At 71.1% G+C, this 19,937-nt stretch carries 17 protein-coding genes and 2 tRNA genes; 5 read left to right on the top strand and 14 right to left on the bottom strand.

What is annotated here, in order from left to right; translation table 11 throughout:
• The 6 genes from MTO99_RS00770 to topA form a co-directional block, all read right to left on the bottom strand.
• The gene (locus tag MTO99_RS00770) at positions 1 to 987 is read right to left on the bottom strand and encodes a Gfo/Idh/MocA family protein (RefSeq protein WP_243556117.1); all 987 of its coding nucleotides are present in this window, start codon (positions 985 to 987) and stop codon (positions 1 to 3) included.
• 102 nt (positions 988 to 1,089) lie between these two features.
• Positions 1,090 to 1,165, bottom strand: a tRNA-Thr gene (locus tag MTO99_RS00765).
• A gap of 67 nt (positions 1,166 to 1,232) precedes the next feature.
• Positions 1,233 to 2,771 carry an alpha/beta hydrolase gene (locus MTO99_RS00760; RefSeq protein WP_243556115.1) on the bottom strand — a complete coding sequence of 513 codons (1,539 nt, stop codon included), beginning with the start codon at positions 2,769 to 2,771 and terminating at the stop codon, positions 1,233 to 1,235.
• Positions 2,771 to 3,985 carry a DNA polymerase III subunit delta' gene (locus MTO99_RS00755; protein WP_243556113.1) on the bottom strand — a complete coding sequence of 405 codons (1,215 nt, stop codon included), beginning with the start codon at positions 3,983 to 3,985 and terminating at the stop codon, positions 2,771 to 2,773. The genes MTO99_RS00760 and MTO99_RS00755 overlap by 1 nt, the downstream gene beginning before the upstream one ends.
• A 52-nt stretch (positions 3,986 to 4,037) precedes the next feature.
• Positions 4,038 to 4,658 (bottom strand): dTMP kinase, encoded by a 621-nt coding sequence (gene tmk / locus MTO99_RS00750; protein ID WP_243556111.1) that lies wholly within the window; start codon positions 4,656 to 4,658, stop codon positions 4,038 to 4,040.
• Entirely contained in the window at positions 4,655 to 7,474 is a 2,820-nt protein-coding gene (topA, locus tag MTO99_RS00745; protein WP_243556109.1) for a type I DNA topoisomerase, read from the bottom strand. The genes tmk and topA overlap by 4 nt, the downstream gene beginning before the upstream one ends.
• Positions 7,475 to 7,830: 356 nt before the next feature.
• Between topA and MTO99_RS00740 the strand changes: the two genes are divergently transcribed.
• The gene (locus MTO99_RS00740) at positions 7,831 to 8,067 is read left to right on the top strand and encodes a hypothetical protein (RefSeq protein WP_243556107.1); all 237 of its coding nucleotides are present in this window, start codon (positions 7,831 to 7,833) and stop codon (positions 8,065 to 8,067) included.
• A gap of 15 nt (positions 8,068 to 8,082) precedes the next feature.
• Here the strand turns inward: MTO99_RS00740 and MTO99_RS00735 are convergent, their stop codons facing one another.
• The 5 genes from MTO99_RS00735 to MTO99_RS00715 all read right to left on the bottom strand — a co-directional run bounded on the left by MTO99_RS00735 (position 8,083) and on the right by MTO99_RS00715 (position 11,352).
• Complete coding sequence (locus MTO99_RS00735) at positions 8,083 to 8,523, bottom strand: Rv3654c family TadE-like protein (RefSeq protein WP_243556105.1); 441 nt, start codon at positions 8,521 to 8,523, stop codon at positions 8,083 to 8,085.
• Positions 8,499 to 8,843 (bottom strand): TadE family type IV pilus minor pilin, encoded by a 345-nt coding sequence (locus tag MTO99_RS00730; RefSeq protein WP_243556103.1) that lies wholly within the window; start codon positions 8,841 to 8,843, stop codon positions 8,499 to 8,501. The genes MTO99_RS00735 and MTO99_RS00730 overlap by 25 nt, the downstream gene beginning before the upstream one ends.
• Positions 8,824 to 9,069, bottom strand: coding sequence for a DUF4244 domain-containing protein (locus MTO99_RS00725; RefSeq protein ID WP_243556101.1), 246 nt, complete (start codon positions 9,067 to 9,069; stop codon positions 8,824 to 8,826). The genes MTO99_RS00730 and MTO99_RS00725 overlap by 20 nt, the downstream gene beginning before the upstream one ends.
• Before the next feature lie 61 nt (positions 9,070 to 9,130).
• Positions 9,131 to 10,171, bottom strand: coding sequence for a type II secretion system F family protein (locus MTO99_RS00720; RefSeq protein WP_243556099.1), 1,041 nt, complete (start codon positions 10,169 to 10,171; stop codon positions 9,131 to 9,133).
• Positions 10,165 to 11,352 (bottom strand): TadA family conjugal transfer-associated ATPase, encoded by a 1,188-nt coding sequence (locus tag MTO99_RS00715; protein WP_256461024.1) that lies wholly within the window; start codon positions 11,350 to 11,352, stop codon positions 10,165 to 10,167. Before MTO99_RS00715 ends, MTO99_RS00720 begins: the two co-directional genes overlap by 7 nt.
• Positions 11,353 to 11,788: 436 nt before the next feature.
• Between MTO99_RS00715 and acs the strand changes: the two genes are divergently transcribed.
• Complete coding sequence (acs, locus tag MTO99_RS00710; protein ID WP_243556097.1) at positions 11,789 to 13,741, top strand: acetate--CoA ligase; 1,953 nt, start codon at positions 11,789 to 11,791, stop codon at positions 13,739 to 13,741.
• A gap of 167 nt (positions 13,742 to 13,908) precedes the next feature.
• Here the strand turns inward: acs and MTO99_RS00705 are convergent, their stop codons facing one another.
• Positions 13,909 to 14,376, bottom strand: coding sequence for a RidA family protein (locus MTO99_RS00705; RefSeq protein ID WP_243556095.1), 468 nt, complete (start codon positions 14,374 to 14,376; stop codon positions 13,909 to 13,911).
• Positions 14,373 to 14,603 carry a Sp36 family protein gene (gene sp36, locus MTO99_RS00700; RefSeq protein WP_243556093.1) on the bottom strand — a complete coding sequence of 77 codons (231 nt, stop codon included), beginning with the start codon at positions 14,601 to 14,603 and terminating at the stop codon, positions 14,373 to 14,375. The genes MTO99_RS00705 and sp36 overlap by 4 nt, the downstream gene beginning before the upstream one ends.
• A 114-nt stretch (positions 14,604 to 14,717) precedes the next feature.
• On the opposite strand from sp36, the gene MTO99_RS00695 reads away from it, so the two are divergent.
• From MTO99_RS00695 to MTO99_RS00685, 3 genes are all read left to right on the top strand, one after another.
• Complete coding sequence (locus tag MTO99_RS00695) at positions 14,718 to 17,393, top strand: transglycosylase domain-containing protein (protein ID WP_243556091.1); 2,676 nt, start codon at positions 14,718 to 14,720, stop codon at positions 17,391 to 17,393.
• Positions 17,390 to 18,376, top strand: a complete 987-nt coding sequence (locus MTO99_RS00690; protein ID WP_435520780.1) for a metallophosphoesterase — start codon at positions 17,390 to 17,392, stop codon at positions 18,374 to 18,376. The genes MTO99_RS00695 and MTO99_RS00690 overlap by 4 nt, the downstream gene beginning before the upstream one ends.
• A gap of 55 nt (positions 18,377 to 18,431) precedes the next feature.
• Positions 18,432 to 18,508 (top strand) — tRNA-Pro (locus MTO99_RS00685).
• Between the two features lie 80 nt (positions 18,509 to 18,588).
• Here MTO99_RS00685 and MTO99_RS00680 read toward each other — a convergent pair.
• The gene (locus MTO99_RS00680) at positions 18,589 to 19,890 is read right to left on the bottom strand and encodes a UDP-glucose dehydrogenase family protein (protein ID WP_243556089.1); all 1,302 of its coding nucleotides are present in this window, start codon (positions 19,888 to 19,890) and stop codon (positions 18,589 to 18,591) included.
• Between the last annotated feature and the right edge of the window lie 47 nt (positions 19,891 to 19,937).

Raw genomic sequence — 19,937 nt, 5'->3', positions numbered from 1 at the left:
CTACTCGCCCGGGTAGCGCAACCCGATCTGCTCGCGCACCGTGTCGAGCGTGCCCATGATCGCCACCGACTCGGCCGTCGACAGGATCGACCCGCCGCCGAGCTCGCCCGCAGCGACGAGCTGCTCGGCCGCCGCCGCCTGGAAGTGCATACCGCGACCCCTCACCTCGGAGACGTACTCCTCGAGCACCGTGCCGTCGGCGTCGACCACCCGGAACGAGGTCGGCGTGTACCACACCCCATCGATGTCGATGCGGGCGAGCGTGCCGAGGACGGTCGCCGTGTTCGGCCCCTTCGCGTCGCTCGCCGACAGCGTGGTCGCGATGCGACCGCCGTCGTAGCCGAACACGGTGGCGATCTGCGCGTCGGCACCGGTCGACTTGAACGTCGCGGTCGACTGGATGGTCACCGGTTCGCCGAACAGGTCCCACGAGAACGAGATCGGGTAGATGCCGAGGTCGAGCAGGGCCCCGCCGCCGAGTTCGAGCGCGTTGATGCGGTGGGCGGGGTCGTCGGACAGTTTCTGCGTGTGGTCGGCGATGAGGGTGCGCAGCTCGCCGAGCGTGCCGGCCGCGATGATCTCGCGGATGCGCGCCATGTGCGGCAGGTACCTCGTCCACATCGCCTCGAGCGCGAGCACGCCGTGCTCGGCGGCGAGGTCGGCGATGCGCTGCGCCTCGACGGCGTTCAGCGCGAACGGCTTCTCGATGAGCACGTGCTTGCCGGCGCGGACCGCGAGTTCGGCGTTCGCCGCATGCAGCGGATGCGGCGTGGACACGTAGACGACGTCGACCTCGGGGTCGGCCACGAGCGCTTCGTAGCCGCCGTGCACGTTCGGGATGCCGAACTCGGCCGCGAACGCCTGCGCCGACTCGACCCGGCGGGACCCCACCGCCCGCACGTCGAAGCCGTTGAGCTTCAGGTCGCTCGTGAACATGTGCGCGATGCCGCCCGTGGCGAGGATGCCCCAGCGAAGTCCGTCGGTCATGGGGTCAGCCTATCGGCGTGGGAGCGCTCTCCGATCCGTCGGCCCATGCTCCTCGCGCCCGGCACGGCGAAGGGCCCCGACCGTGGTCGGGGCCCTTCGGAATGGAGCCGCCTGAGGGAATCGAACCCTCGACCTATTCATTACGAGTGAATCGCTCTGCCGACTGAGCTAAGGCGGCGTGGCACCCGTTGCCGGATGGCACGATCACCAATCATAGCGGGTTTCGCGGGCGCCTCAGAACGCGCTCAGCACTGCGGATCCTCCGCGGGGACGACGCCGTCGATGAAGAACCGCTCGACCGCCTCGTTCACGCAGCTGTTCGACTTGTTGTACGCGGTGTGCCCCTCGCCGTCGTAGCTGACGAGCACGCCGCTTTCGAGCTGGTCGGCCAGCGAGACCGCCCACTCGTACGGGGTGGCCGGATCGCCGGTCGTGCCGATCACGAGGATGGGTGCGGCGCCCTCGGCGTGGATCGGCCGGCGTACCGCCTCGCTCGGCACCGGCCAGTCGATGCAGCTCAGGTCGCCGAATCCGAAGTACGGGCCGATCACGGGTGCCGCCGCGGCGACCTCGGCGGCACGCTCGCGCATGACGGCGACGTCGTCCTGGTACTCGTAGTCGAGGCAGTTGATGGAGGTGAACGCCTCCGTCGAGTTGTCGAGGTACGTGCCGTCGGGGTTGCGGCCGTTGTATCCGTCGGCGAGTTGCAGCGCATAGTCGGCCTCGCCGAACATCACCGACTCGAACAGCGAGTCGAGCGCGAACCACGAGTCGGGCGAGTACAGCGGGTAGATGATCGCGGTGATGAACGTATCGGCGCCGACGAGCCGCCCGTCGCTGCCCTGCAGCGGGCTGCGATCGAGCGAGGCGATGAGTCGCCCGACCTCGCCCATCGCCGAATCCACACTGCCGTCGAAGGGGCAGTCCGCGGAGGCGAGGCAACTGTCGAGGTACGCGCCCAGCGCTTGTTCGAACCCGATCGCCTGGCCGATCGTCACCTCGTTCTCGCTGAGCGACGGGTCGATGGCGCCGTCGAGCACGAGGCGGCCGGCCCGATCGGGGTACAGGTCGGCGTAGGTCGCGCCGAGGAAGGTGCCGTACGAGTACCCGAGATAGTTGAGCTCCTCGTCGCCGAGCACGGCGCGCAGCAGGTCGAGGTCGCGGGCCGCGCTCACCGTGTCGACCTCGGCGAGCAGCGCCCCGGTCTGCTGTTCGCACGCGGCTCCGAACTCGGTCTGCGACGCGCGGACCTCGGCGATCCACTCGTCGCTGCCGCGCTCGGCCGACGTGATGCCGTAGAGGTACTCGTCCATGGCGGCCGGGTCGAGGCACGCCACCGCCGACGACCGCCCGACGCCGCGAGGATCGAACCCGACGATGTCGAACCGCTCCTGCAGGGGCTGGCCGACCGCGTAGTCGAGCGAGTCCTTGATGAAGTCGTAGCCCGACCCGCCGGGGCCGCCCGGGTTCACCAGCAGCGACCCGATGCGGTCGCCGGTGGCGACGTGGCGGACGAGTGCGAGCTCGACCTCGCCGGCCTCGGGGTCGTCCCAGTCGAGCGGCGCGATGGCGGTCGTGCACCCCATGCGGTCGCCGCACTGCTCCCAGGTGAGGGTCTGGTGGTAGAACCGCTCGAGCGACGGGTCGACCTGCTCGTTCGTGGGCGTCGAGGTGTGCGGGGCCTCGGGCGCGAACGGATTCACGCACCCGGTGAGCATGAGCGCGGCGGCGATGAGCGTCGCGCACGCTGCGGCGATGCGGACGGGGCGGCGGCGGTCGCGCATCAGGCGGCTCCTCGGTCGGCGGTTCGGCGGATGGCGGCGACGAGCATCGCCTCGAGCGCGAGCGTCGGCTGCACGTTGCCCTCGATGCGCTCGCGGGCGACCTGGATCGCGTCCAGGGTCGCCAGGGTGCGTGCCGGTGAAGCGGATGCCGCGGCGGCATCGATCTCGTCGCGCAGCTCGAGGTTGACGAGCTCGACGCCGGCGCCGAGCTGCACGACGAGCACGTCGCGGTACAGCGAGGCGAGGTCGACGAGGATGCGGTCGATGCCGTCGCGCAGGCTCCGGGTGGCCCGGCGCTTCTGGTCGTCCTCGAGCGCCTTCAGCTGGGCGCGCAGCGCGGGCGGCACCGTCTGCCCCGGCGCCAGCCCCAGCGAGCGCAGCGCGTGCTCGCGCTCTTCGGCGTCGCGCAGTTCGGTGATCGCCTTCGCGTCGTCGCCGGCGATCTCGATGAGCCGGGCCGCGGTCGTGACCGCCGACGGCGTCGAGCGCACCGCCAGGGCGAGGCGCAGCGTCTCGTCGCGGCGGGCGCGCGCCTCGGGGCTCGTCGCGAGCCGGTGCGCCATGCCGATGTGGCTCTGCGCCTCGCGTGCGGCGCGCTCGGCGATGACCGGGTCGACGCCGTCGCGGCGCACGAGCAGCTCGGCGACGTCGGCGACCCCGGGCACCTGCAGGCGCACGGTGCGCACCCGCGACCGGATCGTGGGGATCAGGTCGGCCTCGCTCGGCGCGCACAGGATCCACACGGTGCGCTCGGGCGGCTCCTCGAGCTCTTTCAGCAGGAAGTTCGAGGTCTGCTCGGTCATGCGGTCGGCGTCTTCGACGATGATGACGCGGTGCGCCCCGACCGACGGCGCGTAGTGCGAGCGTTTGACGATCTCGCGCACGTCGTCGCGCTTGATGATGACGCCCTCGGTCGCGAGCACGTGCAGATCGGGATGGCTGCGCGCCTCGACCTGGATGCGGGTGGGCTCGTCGCCGTCGGGCTGCCCCGAGATGAGCGCCGTGGCGAACGCGTACGCCAGGTTCGACCGACCCGACCCGGGCGGGCCGGTGATCAGCCACGAGTGCGTCATCCGCTGCGCGGACCCGGCCGGCGAAGCATCCGCCCCGTCGTCGTCGAGCGCAGCGCCGCCCGGCGCGGCCGAGGCGACCGCCGCCTCGCGCAGCACCGAGATCGCCGCCGACTGACCGGTCAGCTCGCTCCACACGCTCACGCGATCACGCTACCCGCTGCCGCCGACGGTCGCCTGCGCCGGCCCGGCCGGCTCAGAGCAGCGCCTCGACGCGCTCGCGCACCGCAGCCGCGATCTCGTCGACCGGTCGGGTCGCGTCCACGACGAGGAAGCGGTCGGGCTCGGCCGCGGCCAGCGCGAGGTACGCGTCGCGCACCCGCGCATGGAAGTCGGATGCCTCGGCCTCGAGCCGATCGAACCGGCGCGGCGCGGCATCGAGCCGGGCACGGGCGGCGTCCTCGTCGAGATCGAGCAGCACGGTCAGGTCGGGCGCGAGCCCCTCCGTCGCCCACTCCGAGACGCGGCGCACCTCGTCGGGGTCGAGCACCCGCCCGGCGCCCTGGTACGCGACCGACGAGTCGATGTACCGGTCCTGCACGACGACCTCGCCGCGGGCGAGCGCGGGCCGCACGAGGGTGGCGATGTGGTGCGCGCGATCGGCGGCGTAGAGCAGCGCCTCGGCGCGCGGGGCGATCTCGCCGCGGTGGTGCAGCACCAGTTCGCGCACCTCGAGGCCGACGTCGGTGCCCCCGGGCTCGCGGGTGCGCACGACCGTGCGGCCGAGACCCTGCAGCCACGCTTCGAGCAGGCCGGCCTGCGTCGTCTTGCCCGAGCCGTCGCCGCCCTCGAGGGTGATGAACAGCCCGCGGCTCACGTGGTGCTCTTCTTGGCGGGCGCCTTCTTCGCCGGAGCCTTCTTCGCCGTGGTCGTGCGCTTGGCGCGCGGTTTGGCGGGCCCCTTGTCGCGCTTGAGCTGCAGCAGTTCGACGGCGCGCTCGAAGGTGATGTCCTCGACCGACTCGGCCCGCGGGATGGTCGCGTTCGTCTCGCCGTCGGTGACGTACGGGCCGAACCGGCCGTCCTTCACCTTGATCGGCTTACCGCTGACCGGGTCGGCGTCGAACTCCTTCAGGGCGCTGGACGCTCGGCGGGCACCGTACTTCGGCTGGGCGAACAGTTCCTGCGCGCCCGCCAGGTCGATCTCGAAGATCGCGTCCTCGCTCGGCAGCGTGCGCGTGTCGGTGCCCTTCTTCAGGTACGGCCCGTACCGGCCGTTCTGCGCGGTGATCTCGGCGCCGGACTCGGCGTCGACGCCGACGACGCGCGGCAGGTCGAGCAGCTTCAGCGCGGTCTCGAAGTCGACCGTCTCGACCTGCATGCTCTTGAAGAGCGACGCGGTGCGGGGCTTCTCGGCTGGCGCCTTCTTCGCGGCCTTCTTGGCCTTGGCAGGCGGTTCCTGAGCCTGTCGAAGGGCGATCACCTCGCCGGTGGCCGGGTCGACGGATGCCTCGGCCGAGCCTGCTTCGGGCGCGGATGCCTCGGGCTCGACCTCGGTGACGTACGGCCCGAACCGGCCGTCCTTCACGACGACCTGCTTGCCGTTCGCGGGGTTGAGGCCGAGCACCCGGTCGCCGACGACGGGCGCGTCGACGAGTTCGCGCGCCTTCTCGGCCGTGAGCTCGTCGGGCGCGAGCCCCTCGGGCAGGTTCACGCGGCGCGGCGCGGCGTCGGTCGCGGCCTCGGGGTCGACCGCCTCGAGGTAGGGCCCGTACTTGCCGATGCGCAGCGTGATGTCGGGCGCCACCTGCACCGAGTTGATCTCGCGCGCGTCGATGTCGCCGAGGTTGTCGACGACCTGGCGCAGGCCCCGGTGCTTGTCGCCGCCGAAGTAGAACTGGTTCAGCCAGTCGACCCGGTCGGCCTCGCCCGAGGCGATGCGGTCGAGGTCGTCCTCCATCTCGGCGGTGAAGTCGTACTCGACCAGATCGCCGAAGTGCTCCTCGAGCAGCCGCACGACCGAGAACGCGACGAAGCTCGGCACGAGGGCCTGGCCGCGCAGGGTGACGTACCCGCGGTCGAGGATGGTCGAGATGATCGACGCGAACGTCGACGGGCGGCCGATGCCGAGCTCTTCGAGACGCTTCACGAGGCTCGCCTCGGTGAACCGCGGCGGCGGCGTCGTCTCGTGGCCCTTCGCCTCGAGTTCGGCCAGGCCCACGGCCTGCCCCTCGGCGAGCGCGGGCAGCCGGGCGTCGCCCGGGGCGTCCTCGGCGTTGCGCTCCTCGTCGTGTCCCTCTTCATAGGCGGCGAGGAACCCGCGGAACGTGATCACGGTGCCGCTCGCCGTGAACTCGGCGAGCGCGCCGCCGACCTTCGCGGTCGGCTCGGCGGGTGCCGGGGCGTCCGCCGCCGTCGGTCCGACCTCGAGGGTGACGGTCGCGGTGTGGCCCGTGGCATCCGCCATCTGCGAGGCGATGGTGCGCTTCCAGATCAGGTCGTAGAGCCGGAACTCGCTGCCGCGCAGCTGGCCCTCCACCTCGGCCGGGGTGCGGAAGACCTCGCCCGACGGGCGGATCGCCTCGTGCGCCTCCTGCGCGTTCTTCGAGCGGCTCGCGTAGCTGCGGGGCTTGTCGGGCACCGTGTCGGGCCCGTACAGCTTCGAGGCCTGCGTCCGCGCCGCGGCGATCGCCTGCTTCGACAGCGAGTTCGAGTCGGTGCGCATATAGGTGATGTAGCCGTTCTCGTAGAGCGACTGCGCCACGCGCATGGTGTCCTTGGCGCTCAGGCGCAGCTTGCGGGCGGCCTCCTGCTGCAGCGTCGAGGTGGTGAACGGCGCGGCCGGGCTGCGCCGGTACGGCTTCTGCTCGAGCTTCGAGACGCGCTTGGCGACGGTGTCGTCGCGCAGTGCCGCGGCCAGCGCGGTCGCGGTCGCCTCGTCGAGCACGGCGGCACGGCTCTTCAGCCGCCCGCGGTCGTCGAAGTCGCGGCCGGTCGCGACCCGGTCGCCGTCGAGGCGCACGAGCTTCGCCTGGAACGAGGCATCCGTGCTCGTGAAGGTGCCGACCAGATCCCAATAGGATGCCGCGACGAACGCGAGCCGCTCGCGCTCGCGGTCGACGACGAGTCGAGTCGCGGCCGACTGCACGCGGCCCGCCGAGAGGCCGGGGCCGACCTTGCGCCAGAGCACCGGCGAGACCTCGTAGCCGTAGAGACGGTCGAGGATGCGGCGGGTCTCCTGCGCGTCGACGAGCGAGGTGTCGAGCTCGCGGGTGTGGTCCTTCGCGGCGAGGATCGCGTCCTTCGTGATCTCGTGGAACACCATGCGACGCACCGGCACTTTGGGCTTCAGCTCCTGCAGCAGATGCCACGCGATGGCCTCGCCCTCGCGGTCTTCATCGGTGGCGAGCAGGAGTTCGTCGGCGTCCTTCAGCGCGCGCTTGAGTTCGGCGACCGTCTTCTTCTTCGAGTCGCTGACGACGTAGTACGGCTCGAAGCCGTTGTCGACGTCGACCGAGAACTTCGCGAGGCCGCCGCCGCGCTTCTTCACCTCGGCGGGCAGGTTCTTCGGCTCGATGAGGTCGCGGATGTGGCCGACCGACGACAGCACCGTGTAGCCGTCGCCCAGATACTGGGCGATCGACTTCATCTTGGTCGGCGACTCGACGATGACCAGTTTCTTCGCGCCTGACAACCAGACTCCTTGCGATTCGAACAGAGAGGGACGCACGTATCGACCCGCGCCCCCCCGGCGGTGTGCAGTCAACCGGTGCGCGCTCGGCACCGACAGCCACACCATACACACCCTCACCGTGAACCCCCACGGCCGTCCCCAGCGACGGGTACGGCGCGGACCCTTGCGGAAAACCCCTCTCCGCTCCCCGTCCCCTCTCCTCCGCGCCACTTCGGCGGCCCGCGCGCCACCGCGACTGGCGCGGAAGACGCCGAAGTGGCGCGGACGGGAGGCAGGTGCCGGCGCCCGCACCGAACCCGCGAGCCGGCGCGGCGCGCGCTCTTGCGGAACCCGCCGGGCGGAGGACAATAGCGAACATGGACACGTCATCCACGGCCTCGTACACCGCCAAGTTGATCGACGGACCGCTCGAAGGCCGCACCGTCGCCACCGCCTTCCTCGACACGGGCGACCCGCGCCCGCGCATCGAACTGAACGCCGACGGGGGCAAGCGCTACGTGTATTCACGCGGCGCCGGCCTCGAGTTCGACGGCGACAACTCGTCGCTGCCGACCGCGGTCGAGTACCGCTTCGTCGAGACCGTGTTCGACTGAGCACGACTCGGCCGATCAGTCCGCCCAGCCGGGCGGACCGGCTCGGGCGCGCGCCTCGACGGCGAGACCGAGCACTCCGCGGCGCACGCTGACGGACGCCACCGGACCGGCGGTCTCGCAGCCGACGAGTTGCGCGCCGTTCCGTTCGGCGACCGCTGCCGCGAGATCGCAGGGCACGCCCGCGATCGCGCCGCTCAGCGCGTCGGCGGCCGCGAGAGCGGCGGCATCGGCCGCGTTCGCCGCGCGCTGGGACGCGATCGGCACGGCCAGCAGCGGCACGATCAGCGCGGTGAGCGCGATCATGCCCGCCACCGTGGCGAGCACCAGCACGGTGCCGGCTCCGCGTTCGTCGCGGCATCCGCGGCGCCATCGCAACCGCAACCGCGACCGCAACCGCAACCGCAACGACGGCGCGGTGCCGGCGCACACGGTCAGCGCCCGCCGTCGATCGCGCACGATTCGCTCCGCAGTTCGATCGCCGACAGGAGCCCCGACCCGCCGGCCCGCAGCACCGCGCACACGAACGGGCCGTCGCGGGCGACCTCGAGCGCGGCCCCGCCCGAGACCCGGTCGGCGATGCCGGCCGCCGCGTCGAGCGACTCGCCGCGCGCGAGCGCGCGAGCGGCGTCCGCCGCGGCATCCGTCAATCGCACCTGCTGGGCGCCGAGCTGGATCGCCCCGAGGCACGCGGCCAGCACGAGCGCGACGGCGGGCAGTGCGACCGCGAGTTCCGCGGTCGCACTGCCGCGCTCGCGGTCAGCCGACCGTGAGCGCATTCCGCACGAGGTCTGTGAGGATGCCGCGCACCTCGTCGCCGCGCAGGATGACGACCAGCAGGCCGGCGAAGCCGACCGCGGCCATCGTCGCGACGGCGTACTCGGCGGTCGCCGCGCCGCGGTCGCCGAGGAGCCGACGGGACGACGCCCTGACGGCCCGCCGGACGCGCGCCCGTGCCAATCGGGCGAGGCGCGCCCGCCGGTCGATGGAGTGGGTGGAGTGCATGTGGTTCCTTCCTTCGGTTGGGTTCGGCACGAGTTCTGGGGAGATGCCGGCTCGGCCGGCTTCACGCGGCTCCGAGCGTTCCGGTGACGACCGAGATCATGAGCGGAGCGACGCCGAGCAGGACGAACGCGGGCAGCACGCACGCGCCGAGCGGCAGCATGAGCCGCACCGAGAGCGCCGCAGCCCGCACGACGGCGTCGGATCGGGCCTGCCGACGCCGACGCGCCGCCTCGGAACGCAGCAGGTCGGCCACCGGCGCACCCGCGCTCGACGCGAGCCGAACCGTGCCGTCGACGTCCTCGATGCCGACCGCGGCGGGCACGTACCGTTCGATCGCCGACGCGACGGACTCGCGCGACCGTTCGAGCGAGCCCCCGCCCGACATGGCGACCGCGAGCAGGTCGAGTTCGAGTCCGGGCGACGGCCGCTCGGGCGCGGCGCGGCGAGCGAGGGCCGCATTCCACCTGGCGCCCGCCCAGAGCAGGGCGCCGCCGACGGCCAGGCAGACGAGCCCGATCGGCGACCCGAGCAGCACGCCGATCGTGTCGAACCCGAGCAGCGCGCCGAACCCGATCGCGATGAGCGGCAGCGCGGTGACCAGGCGGGCGCTGGCCCGTGGCCCGGCCAGCGCCGCCCGCACGTCGCGTCGCGCCTGCGCCTCATCGCGCAGCGCGCCGGCCAGGTCGCGCAGGCTCGCCGCGAGCGGCGCACCGGACGACTCGGCGACGTGCCAGGCCGCAGCCAGCGTCGACCATGCGGCTCGGGTCGGGCCGTCGGGTGCGGCGCGCGCGATCGCTTCGCCGACCGGATGCCCCGCAGCCGCAGCCGCGCCCGCAGCCTCGGCCACCCCTGCGGTCGCAGCCGCGCCCGCAGCCGCGGCCACCCCGGCCGCCGGGGCCACCCCGGTCGCCGCATCGTCCAGGTGCCGCCACACCGAAGCGGCGGGCACCCCGGCCGCGAGCATCACCGCGAGCCGCTCGGCCACCACGGCGACCGCCTCGAACCCGGCGGCCTCGTCGGGCCGAGCGCGGCGCAGCCGTGCGAGCGGGCCGGCGCCGGGCTGCTGCGCTCCCCCGCCGGGTGCCCCACGCCCGTTCAGCACGGCGCCACCGCCAGCCGATCGCCCTCGAGCGCGAACCGCCCGATGCCGGCGAGCCGCCGGCCGCCCGCGGCACGCTCGACGTGCAGCACGAGATCGAACGCGCTGACCGCCTGCCGCGCGACGGCATCCGGCGTGAGCCCCGCGACCGAGCCGAGCGCCTCGAGCCGCGCCGGCACGTCGTCGAGCGAATTCGCATGCAGCGTGCCGGCGCCGCCGTCGTGCCCGGTGTTCAGCGCCGAGAGCAGTTCCCGGAGTTCGACGCCACGACACTCGCCGACCACGAGCCGGTCGGGCCGCATGCGCAGCGCCTCGCGCAGCAGTGCGTCGAGACCGACGCGCCCGCTGCCCTCGAGATTCGGCTGTCGCGCCTCGAGCCCCACGACGTGCGGATGCCCGACCCGCAGTTCGGCGACGTCCTCGATCACGACGATCCGCTCGGACGCGGACGCCTCGCCCAACAGGGCCGCGAGCAGCGTCGTCTTGCCGCTGCCGGCGGCGCCGGTCACGAGCAGGTTCGCCCGGTCGGCCACCGCCGTGCGCAGACGCGCCTCCTGTGCACCGTCGAGCATGCCGGCCCGAGCGAGCGCCGCGAGCGAGAACCCCGCGGCCCTCGGCACCCGCACCGAGATCACGGTGCCGATCGTCGATATCGGCGGCAGCACCGCGTGCACCCGGATCCCGCGCCCGAGCCGCACGTCGACCGCGGGAGTCGCCTCATCGATGTGGCGGCCGCCGCGGGCGACCAGCTGCACCGCGAGCGCACGCACCTGCGGCTCGTCGGCCCGCCAGGCCGGGTGCCGCTCGGCGCCGGCACCGCGATCGACCCACAGCCCCGCTTCGCCGTTCACGAACAGATCGGTGACGGGGCCGTCTGCCGCGTACGGCGCGAGCGGGCCGAGCAGCGCGAGGTCGTCGCGCGCGCCGTCGAACCCGAGGGACCCGGCGGCGGATGCCACCGGCACGGCCGCCGCCGATGCATCCGGATGCACCGAACGATCAGGATGCACCGAGCGATCCGGATGCACCGATGCATCCACAGGCACCGATGCATCCACAGGCACCGATGCATCCGAGCGCACCGGGCCATCCGAGGGCACCGGCCCAGCCGGATGCACCGGCGGGGACGCGCTCGGCGAGGCATCCGTCAACCAGGACGGAGTGGCGACGAAAGGAACGGACATGCCGCGAGCGTAGGCAGCCCGCGACCGCCGGAGTCCGCGAATCGACCCGCAGATATGACAGAACCCTCCGCCACGCCATTGTGGAGGAGGGCTCGTCTTGACAGAATCGTGGTCGCGCTCCCACGACCCCGTTAACGTAAGGGGGCGGCACCCATTGGGGGGAACAGGTGCCGCCTCGGCAGCGCAAGGATTGGGGGGAATCACGAGCGCTGCAGGCCGCGAAACGAGTGTTCGGGCTTGATCAGCATACGGGTTCCAGGTTCATGCGCAAGTACTTTTTGTCCTCATTTGTGCCGACATACAGAACTCTCTGCGGAAACACACAGTGACAGCGCGTTTCCCTCCGTTTTCAGTGCACCCCGCGCGGCCGGGTACAGTGCTGGTTGGGCAGGCGAACCCAACCGGATCCACACTCGCGAAGGAGCGACTGGAACACATGAACGTGCAGATCGATCACACGCTCGAGGAGATCAGGCGCTTCCGCCCGAGCCCCGAGTTCGCCGCCCAGGCCGTCGCCGACGCGCGACTCTACGACGCAGCATCCACCGACCGTCTCGGATTCTGGGCCGACCAGGCCCGTGAGCTCCTGACCTGGCAGAAGCCCTTCACCGAAGTGCTCGACTGGTCGAACCCGCCGTTCGCGCGCTGGTTCGCCGACGGCGAGCTGAACGTCGCCGTGAACTGCCTCGACCGCCACGTCGAGGCCGGCATCGGCGACCGCGTCGCCATCTACTGGGAGGGCGAGCCGGGCGACTCGCGCGCCATCACCTACGCCGAGCTCACCGAAGAGGTGAAGCGCGCCGCGAACGCGCTCACCGAGCTCGGCATCGGCAAGGGCGACCGGGTCGCGATCTACCTGCCGATGATCCCCGAGGCGGTGGTCTCGATGCTCGCCGTCGCCCGCATCGGCGCCATCCACTCGGTCGTGTTCGGCGGGTTCAGCGCCGACAGCCTCGCCTCCCGCATCGACGACGCCGAGGCCTCCCTCGTGATCACCGCCGACGGCGGATACCGCAAGGGCCGCGTGTTCCCCCTGAAGCCGGTCGTCGACGAAGCCCTCGCGAAGACCGAGGGCGGCAGCGTGCGCAACGTGCTCGTCGTCAAGCGCGGCGAGAACGACATCGCGTGGAACGACGACCGCGACCTCTGGTGGCACGACACCGTGTCGACCGCGAGCCCCGAGCACGCGGCGCAGGCGTTCGAGGCCGAGAACCCGCTGTTCATCCTGTACACGTCGGGCACCACCGGCAAGCCGAAGGGCATCCTGCACACCTCGGGCGGGTACCTCACGCAGACGGCGTTCACGCACAAGAACGTGTTCGACCTGCACCCCGAGCGCGACGTCTACTGGTGCACCGCCGACATCGGCTGGGTCACCGGGCACTCCTACGTCGTCTACGGCCCGCTCGCGAACGGCGCCACCCAGGTGCTCTACGAGGGCACCCCCGACACGCCGCACCCCGGCCGGTGGTGGGAGCTCGTCGAGAAGTACGGCGTGACCATCCTCTACACCGCGCCGACGGCCATCCGCTCGTTCATGAAGCTCGGCCGCTCGGTCGTGCACGACTTCAACCTGCGCACCCTGCGCCTGCTGGGCTCGGTGGGCGAACCGATCAACCCCGAAGCCTGGATCTGGTACCGCCACGTCATCGGCGGCGGCTCCATCCCCGTGGTCGACACCTGGTGGCAGACCGAGACCGGCGCGATCATGATCTCGGCCCTGCCCGGAGTCACCGACCTGAAGCCGGGCAGCGCGCAGGTGCCGATCCCCGGCATCTCGGTCGACATCCTCACCGACGAGGGCCAGAAGGTCGAGGGCGAGGGCGGCGGTCTGCTGGTCATCACCGAACCGTGGCCGAGCATGCTGCGCGGCATCTGGGGCGATCCCGAGCGGTTCAAAGAGACCTACTGGGCGAAGTTCGGCGACAAGTACTTCGCCGGCGACGGTGCACGCCGCGACGAGGACGGCGACTTCTGGCTGCTCGGCCGGGTCGACGACGTCATGAACGTCTCGGGCCACCGTCTCTCGACCGCCGAGATCGAGTCGTCGCTGGTGGCGCACGAGATCACCGCCGAGGCCGCCGTCGTCGGCGCCGCCGACGAGACCACCGGCCAGGCGGTCGTCGCGTTCGTCATCCTGAAGGAGCGTCACGCGAACGACCTCGACCCGAAGGATGCCTCGGAGGAGCTGCGCCGCCACGTCGCGATGCAGATCGGCGCGATCGCCCGCCCCCGACAGGTGTTCATCGTGAACGAGCTGCCGAAGACCCGCTCGGGCAAGATCATGCGGCGTCTGCTGCGCGACCTCGCCGAGGGCCGTCAGGTCGGCGACACCACGACGCTCGCCGACACCGCGATCATGGACATCATCAGCGCCCAGGTGCGCTGAGCGGGCGAGCCCGGAGTGCAGGACGCCTGCACTCCGGCACCCCGCACACTTCGGCGTGCAGGACAGTCGGCTGTTGGTAGGACGTGGGCATCGGCTCACGTCCTACCGACACGCTGAGGTCCTACACACCCCGGGAGGGCGGCGGCGTCCGCGAGCGCAGCAGGTGCTTACGCGAACTCGACCACGAGCTCGAGCTCGACGGGGCTGTCCAGCGGCAGAACGGCGACGCCGACGGCCGAGCGCGCGTGGCGCCCGGCATCGCCGAAGATCTCGCCGAGCAGCTCGGATGCCCCGTTGATGACACCGGGCTGGCCGGTGAAGGCGGGGTCGGATGCCACGAAGCCGACGAGCTTGACGACGCGGGTGACCCGGTCGAGCGAGCCGATCTCGGCGCGCACCGCGGCGAGCGCGTTCAGCACCGCGGTGCGGGCGTACCCCTTCGCGGCGTCGGCCGAGACCAGTTCGGCGCCCTCGCCGACCTTGCCCGTCGCGGGCAGCGCGCCGTCGACGAACGGCAGCTGCCCGCTCGTGTAGACGTACGACCCGGTGACGACCGCGGGCACGTAGGCGGCGACGGGCGGTGCGACCGGCGGCAGCTCGATGCCGAGTTCGGCCAGCTCGGCCTCGAAGGTCATCGGGCGTCGCCCTCGAACTGCTTCGCGGCCTCGGCGGCCGCAGCCTGCCCGGCGGCCGCAGCCTGCGACGAGTCGCCGCCGACGGCGCGCTTCAGGTAGGCGACGAGGCCGCCTTCGGGCCCCTGCACGATCTGCACGAGCTCCCACCCCTCCGAGCCCCAGTTGTTCAGGATGGCCGCCGTGTTGTGGATCAGCAGCGGGGTGGTGACGTACTCCCAGGCGGGCATGTCGCTCCTTCGTCGGGGGTGGTCGTGATCGGGCGAACACGGCCCGGATCCCCGGATTTCCGCGCGCCGAACACGTGCCGGGTTTCCCCAGCATTCTCCATTAGGCTCCACTATATGTCTGCCCAGAATCGCTCGACGAGCGGTGTCGCCACGGGTGTGCTCGGCCTCATCGGCATGAGCGCGCTCGCCGGAATCCTCGTCACCGCTGCCGTCACCCCGGCCCTCGCCGTCACCGGCATCGCCGCGAACAGCGGTATCTCGATGTTCGAGAACCTTCCCGGGTACCTCGAGATCGGCGACCTGTCGGAGAAGACCGACGTGTACGCCACGAACGCCGACGGCTCGACACACCTGCTCGCCTCGTTCTACGAGGACAATCGCGAAGAGGTCGGCTGGGATCAGATCAGCCAGTACGCGAAGGATGCCGCGGTCGCCGGTGAAGACCCCCGGTTCTACGAGCACGGCGGCATCGACGTCCAGGGCACGGTGCGCGCCGCGCTCAACGAGTACGTCATCGGCGGCGCCACGCAGGGCGGATCGTCGATCACGCAGCAGTACGTGAAGAACGTGCTCGTGAACAACGCGGTGCGCAAGGCCAAGACCGAAGAAGAGAAGGAAGCGGCGGTCGAAGCCGCCATCGAGACCACTCCCGAGCGCAAGCTGAAGGAGATGAAGTACGCGATCTCGCTCGAGAAGAAGACCTCGAAGGACGAGATCCTCCGCGGCTACCTGAACATCGCGCTCTTCGGCGGCCGTGTGTACGGCATCCAGTCGGCGTCGCAGTACTACTACTCGAAGAACGCGGCCGATCTCACGCTGCCCGAGGCGGCGAGCCTCATCGCGATCGTGAACAACCCCGAGAAGTTCCGCCTCGACAACCCCGAGAGCGAGTCGAACGGCGCCAACACGGTCGACTCAGAGACGGGCGAGGTGGTGCCGTACGCCGCAACGAAGGAGCGGCGCGACTACATCCTCGACGAGATGCTCAAGTACGGCAAGATCACGCAGGAGGACCACGACGCCGCGATCGCGACGCCCATCGCCCCTGCGATCAACCCGCCGAGCACCGGCTGCCAGACGGCGGGCAGCAGCGCGTACTTCTGCGACTACGTGAAGAACGCGATCCTGAACTACTACGACGACCCGACGACCACCGACATCGACGAGGGTCAGGAGTTGCTGAACGAGGGCGGTCTGCAGGTCTTCACATCGATCGACCTCGAGCTGCAGGCCAAGGCCCAGCAGGCGATCGACGAGAACGTGCCGTACGTCGACGACCGCTTCGACGTCGGCTCGGTCGCCGTCACCGTCCAGCCCGGCACCGGGCGGATCCTCGCGATGGCGCAGAACAAGCACTACTCGCAGGAGCAGGCGGTGCTCGACGCCGACCGCTCGTACAGCGCGATCAACATGGCCGCGCCCTACGACTTCGGCGGGTCGAGCGGCTTCCAGCCGGGTTCGACGTTCAAGGTGTTCACCCTCGGCGAGTGGCTGAACGAGGGGCACTCGCTACGCGAGTCGTTCAACGGCAACCGCCGCCCGATCTCGAAGTTCCCCGGCGCATGCAGCGGCGGCGCCTACACCGTCGCCGGCGGGTTCAACCCCAAGAACGACGACGCCACGATCGCGAACAACGCGGTCGACGCGACGAAGTACTCGGTGAACTCGTCGTTCATGGCGATGGCTGAGCAGCTCCAGCTGTGCGGCATCAAGAACACCGCTCAGGCCTTCGGCGTCTACCGGGCCGACGGCCTCGAGCTGGGCAAGCGGTACGCGTACAACGACGACGGCACGCCGGTGCTCAACCCCGACGGCAGCCGCGCGCTCGACCCCGACTTCGAGTTCCCGCCGTCGGCGGTGCTCGGCACCGAGGAGGTCGCTCCGGTGACCATGGCGGCCGCGTTCGCGGGCATCGCGAACAACGGCTACACGTGCTCGCCGATCGCGATCGACAAGATCCTGACGAAGGACGGCGAAGAGATCCCGCCGCCCCCGTCGACATGCCAGCAGTCGGTGACGCCCGAGGTCGCCCACGCCATGGAGTACGCGATGGCGCAGACGTTCAACGGCGGCACCGCCTCGGCGTCGAACACGGGCACCGGTGTGCCCCACATCGGCAAAACCGGTACCACCGACTACGCCTACGACACCTGGATGATCGGCTCGTCGACGACGGCCGCCACCGCGGTGTGGGTCGGCAACATCACCGGCGGCGACAACCGCACCAACCTGCGGAATGTGAGCTTCGACAGCGGCGCGGCGGCGACGGCACGTCACCGCATCTGGCCGATGATCATGGAGTTGGCCGACAACAAGTACGGCGGCGCCGAGTTCCCCGAGCCCGATGCGTCAGCGTTCAAGCAGGTGCTCGTCGATGTTCCGCAGGTCGCGGGGCTCACGTTCGACGCCGCCAAGCAGGCCCTCGAGGCCGCGGGCTTCGTGGTCGAAGACGGCGGCCAGCAGGACTCGAACCTCCCTGCGGGGCAGGTCACGGGCACCGACCCGGCCGGTCAGGCCGGTCGTGGCGCCACGATCCGCGTGTTCACGAGCAACGGGCAGGGCACCACGGTGCCCGACCTCACCGGCCTCACCGAGCAGGCGGCGAAGGCCGCGCTCGACCAGGCGGGGTTGAAGATGAAGGGCAACGGCGGCGGAAACCAGGTCGTCACCTCGCAGGACCCGCCGGCTGGCACCGCGGCCCGCAAGGGCAGCACGGTGACCGTTCAGTTCGGCGGCGATGATGACGGCGGCAACGGCGGCACGCCCCCGACTCCCGGCACCGGCGGGTGACTCGCGCAACCCGCTCCCCCGTCGCGCTGATCGCCATGGCGATCGGCGCGGCGGGGCTTGCCGCGTTCGCGTACGGTTCGCTGATCGAGCGCACGCGGTGGACGCTGCGTCGCGTCGACGTGCCGGTGCTCCCGGCCGGGTCGACGCCGATCAAGGTGCTGCATCTCTCCGACCTGCACATGGCGCCGTGGCAGCGGTCGAAGCAGCAGTGGGTCCGGTCGTTGGCCGCGCTCGAGCCCGACCTCATCGTCGACACGGGCGACAACCTCGGCCATGAGCGCGGTCTCGAGGGCATCCGGGCGGCGTTCGAGCCGTTCCGCGGTGTACCCGGCGTGTTCGTCAACGGATCGAACGACTACTTCGGGCCGGTGCTGAAGAACCCGTTCCTGTACTTCGGCGGGCCGTCGGCGCATGTTCCGCGCTCCAAACGGCTCGACATCGACGCGCTGCACGCGTACTTCGCCGATCTCGGATGGCTCGATCTCGACAACCGCGCTGCGGCGATCGATCTCAACGGCACGCGTCTGGAGTTCTTCGGCGTCGACGATCCGCACAAGGGCTTCGATCGCCTCGACCTCATCACGGGCGCGGTCGACGATCTGCGCGCCGACGATCCGCTCGGCGACGAGAGCTGGCCCGACGCCCCCCGAGAGGCTCGGGGGCCGGGTGGCCGCCCGACCCTCACCGTCGGCGTGACGCACGCCCCGTACCGACGCGTGCTCGACTCGTTCGTGAACCACGGGGCACAGCTCATCCTGGCCGGACACACGCACGGCGGGCAGGTGTGCGTACCGGGCTACGGCGCGCTCGTCACGAACTGCGATATTCCGCGCAAGCAGGTGAAGGGGCTCAGCGTCTGGCGGCACGGGCTGCGGTCGGCGTTCCTCAACGTGTCGGCCGGTCTGGGCACCTCGATCACGGCGCCGGTGCGGTTCGCGTGCCCGCCCGAGGCGACGCTGCTGACGCTGATCCCGGCCCCCTGACCGTGGTCGGGAGCGCCGTTTTTCTCGGCTATGCTGGTTGAGGCCGTTCGGCCGCCGGGGTGTGGCGCAGCTTGGTAGCGCGCTTCGTTCGGGACGAAGAGGTCGCAGGTTCAAATCCTGTCACCCCGACCATTCGATGAGAGCCCCTCCTTCGGGAGGGGCTTTCGTCGTCTCCGGCGGTGGCGTCGGGGGTGTCGACCGCGAGGGTGCGCTCAGGGCCTGCCGAGACCGCGGTAGGTCCAGCCTGCGGCGCGCCATGCGTCGGGGTCGAGCACGTTGCGGCCGTCGATGATGCGCGCCGCGGCGACGCTGCGCAGGGTTTCGGCCGGGTCGAGGGCGCGGTACTCGGCCCATTCGGTCGCGAGCACCACGAGATCGGCGCGGTCGAGCGCGGTCGCGGTCGAGGTGGAGTACTCGAGCTGAGGATGCCGCGCCCGGGCGTTCTCGACACCCTCCGGGTCGACGGCGACGACATCGGCTCCGAGCCCTTTGAGCTGCACCGCGATGTCGAGCGCGGGTGAATCGCGCACATCGTCGGAGTCGGGCTTGAACGTCACGCCCAGCACCGCGACCTTTCGCCCGTGCACCGAGCCGCCGAGCAGTTCCCGGGCGAGTTCGACGACGCGGTGACGGCGGCGCAGGTTGATCGCGTCGACCTCCTTCAGGAACGCGACCGACTCCCCCCGACCCAACTCCTCGGCCCGCGCCGTGAACGCCCGGATGTCCTTCGGCAGACACCCGCCACCGAACCCCACCCCCGCGTTCAGGAACCTCCGCCCGATCCGGGTATCATGCCCGATCGCATCAGCCAACTGCGTGACATCCGCCCCCACCGTCTCCGCGATCTCCGCCATCGCATTGATGAACGAGATCTTCGTCGCCAGGAACGCGTTCGCCGCCACCTTCACCAACTCGGCCGTCGCGAAATCCGTCACGATCCGCGGCGTCCCCGCCTCGATCGCGCTCGCGTACACGCGGTCGAGCACATCGGATGCCTCGGGGCTGCGCACTCCGTACACCAGCCGATCGGGCTGCACCGTGTCCTTCACGGCGAACCCCTCGCGCAGGAACTCGGGGTTCCACGCGAGCGTGGCGTGCGGCGCGACCTCGGCGAGCCGATCGGCGAGCCGCTCGGCTGTGCCGACGGGCACCGTCGACTTGCCCGCCACCACCGCACCCGGCGCAAGATGCGGCAGCAGCGCGTCGAACGCGGCATCGACGAACCGCAGATCGGCGGCGTGACCGCCCGCCGCCTGCGGGGTGCCGACGGCGAGGAAGTGCACCTCGGCGCCCGCGGCATCCGCTGGATCGGAGCTGAACCGCAACCGACCCGAGCCGAGCGCACTCCGCAGGATCTCAGGAAGACCGGGCTCGAAGAACGGCGGATCACCCACCGCGAGCCGGGCGATCTTCTGCTCATCGACGTCCACCCCGACCACCACATGGCCGAGCTCGGCCATCGCGGCCGCGTGCACCGCCCCGAGATACCCGCAGCCGATGACCGAAATGCGCATGCCGATGACTCCTCACGTGCGTCGGGAGCCGATGAGCGGACCCGGAT

This window comes from Agromyces larvae (assembly GCF_022811705.1).
GTDB lineage: Bacteria > Actinomycetota > Actinomycetes > Actinomycetales > Microbacteriaceae > Agromyces > Agromyces larvae.
Note: the sequence above shows the minus strand (reverse complement) of the source record. Positions and strands in the feature narration are given on the sequence as shown.

Bases quoted from the DNA above. Each gene is read 5' to 3' on its own strand.
- MTO99_RS00770 (WP_243556117.1), bottom strand. From the start codon at position 987: ATGACCGACGGACTTCGCTGGGGCATCCTCGCCACGGGCGGCATCGCG.
- MTO99_RS00760 (WP_243556115.1), bottom strand. From the start codon at position 2,771: ATGCGCGACCGCCGCCGCCCCGTCCGCATCGCCGCAGCGTGCGCGACG.
- MTO99_RS00740 (WP_243556107.1), top strand. From the start codon at position 7,831: ATGGACACGTCATCCACGGCCTCGTACACCGCCAAGTTGATCGACGGA.
- MTO99_RS00730 (WP_243556103.1), bottom strand. From the start codon at position 8,843: ATGCGCTCACGGTCGGCTGACCGCGAGCGCGGCAGTGCGACCGCGGAA.
- MTO99_RS00725 (WP_243556101.1), bottom strand. From the start codon at position 9,069: ATGCACTCCACCCACTCCATCGACCGGCGGGCGCGCCTCGCCCGATTG.
- MTO99_RS00715 (WP_256461024.1), bottom strand. From the start codon at position 11,352: ATGTCCGTTCCTTTCGTCGCCACTCCGTCCTGGTTGACGGATGCCTCG.
- acs (WP_243556097.1), top strand. From the start codon at position 11,789: ATGAACGTGCAGATCGATCACACGCTCGAGGAGATCAGGCGCTTCCGC.
- MTO99_RS00705 (WP_243556095.1), bottom strand. From the start codon at position 14,376: ATGACCTTCGAGGCCGAGCTGGCCGAACTCGGCATCGAGCTGCCGCCG.
- sp36 (WP_243556093.1), bottom strand. From the start codon at position 14,603: ATGCCCGCCTGGGAGTACGTCACCACCCCGCTGCTGATCCACAACACG.
- MTO99_RS00695 (WP_243556091.1), top strand. From the start codon at position 14,718: ATGTCTGCCCAGAATCGCTCGACGAGCGGTGTCGCCACGGGTGTGCTC.
- MTO99_RS00680 (WP_243556089.1), bottom strand. From the start codon at position 19,890: ATGCGCATTTCGGTCATCGGCTGCGGGTATCTCGGGGCGGTGCACGCG.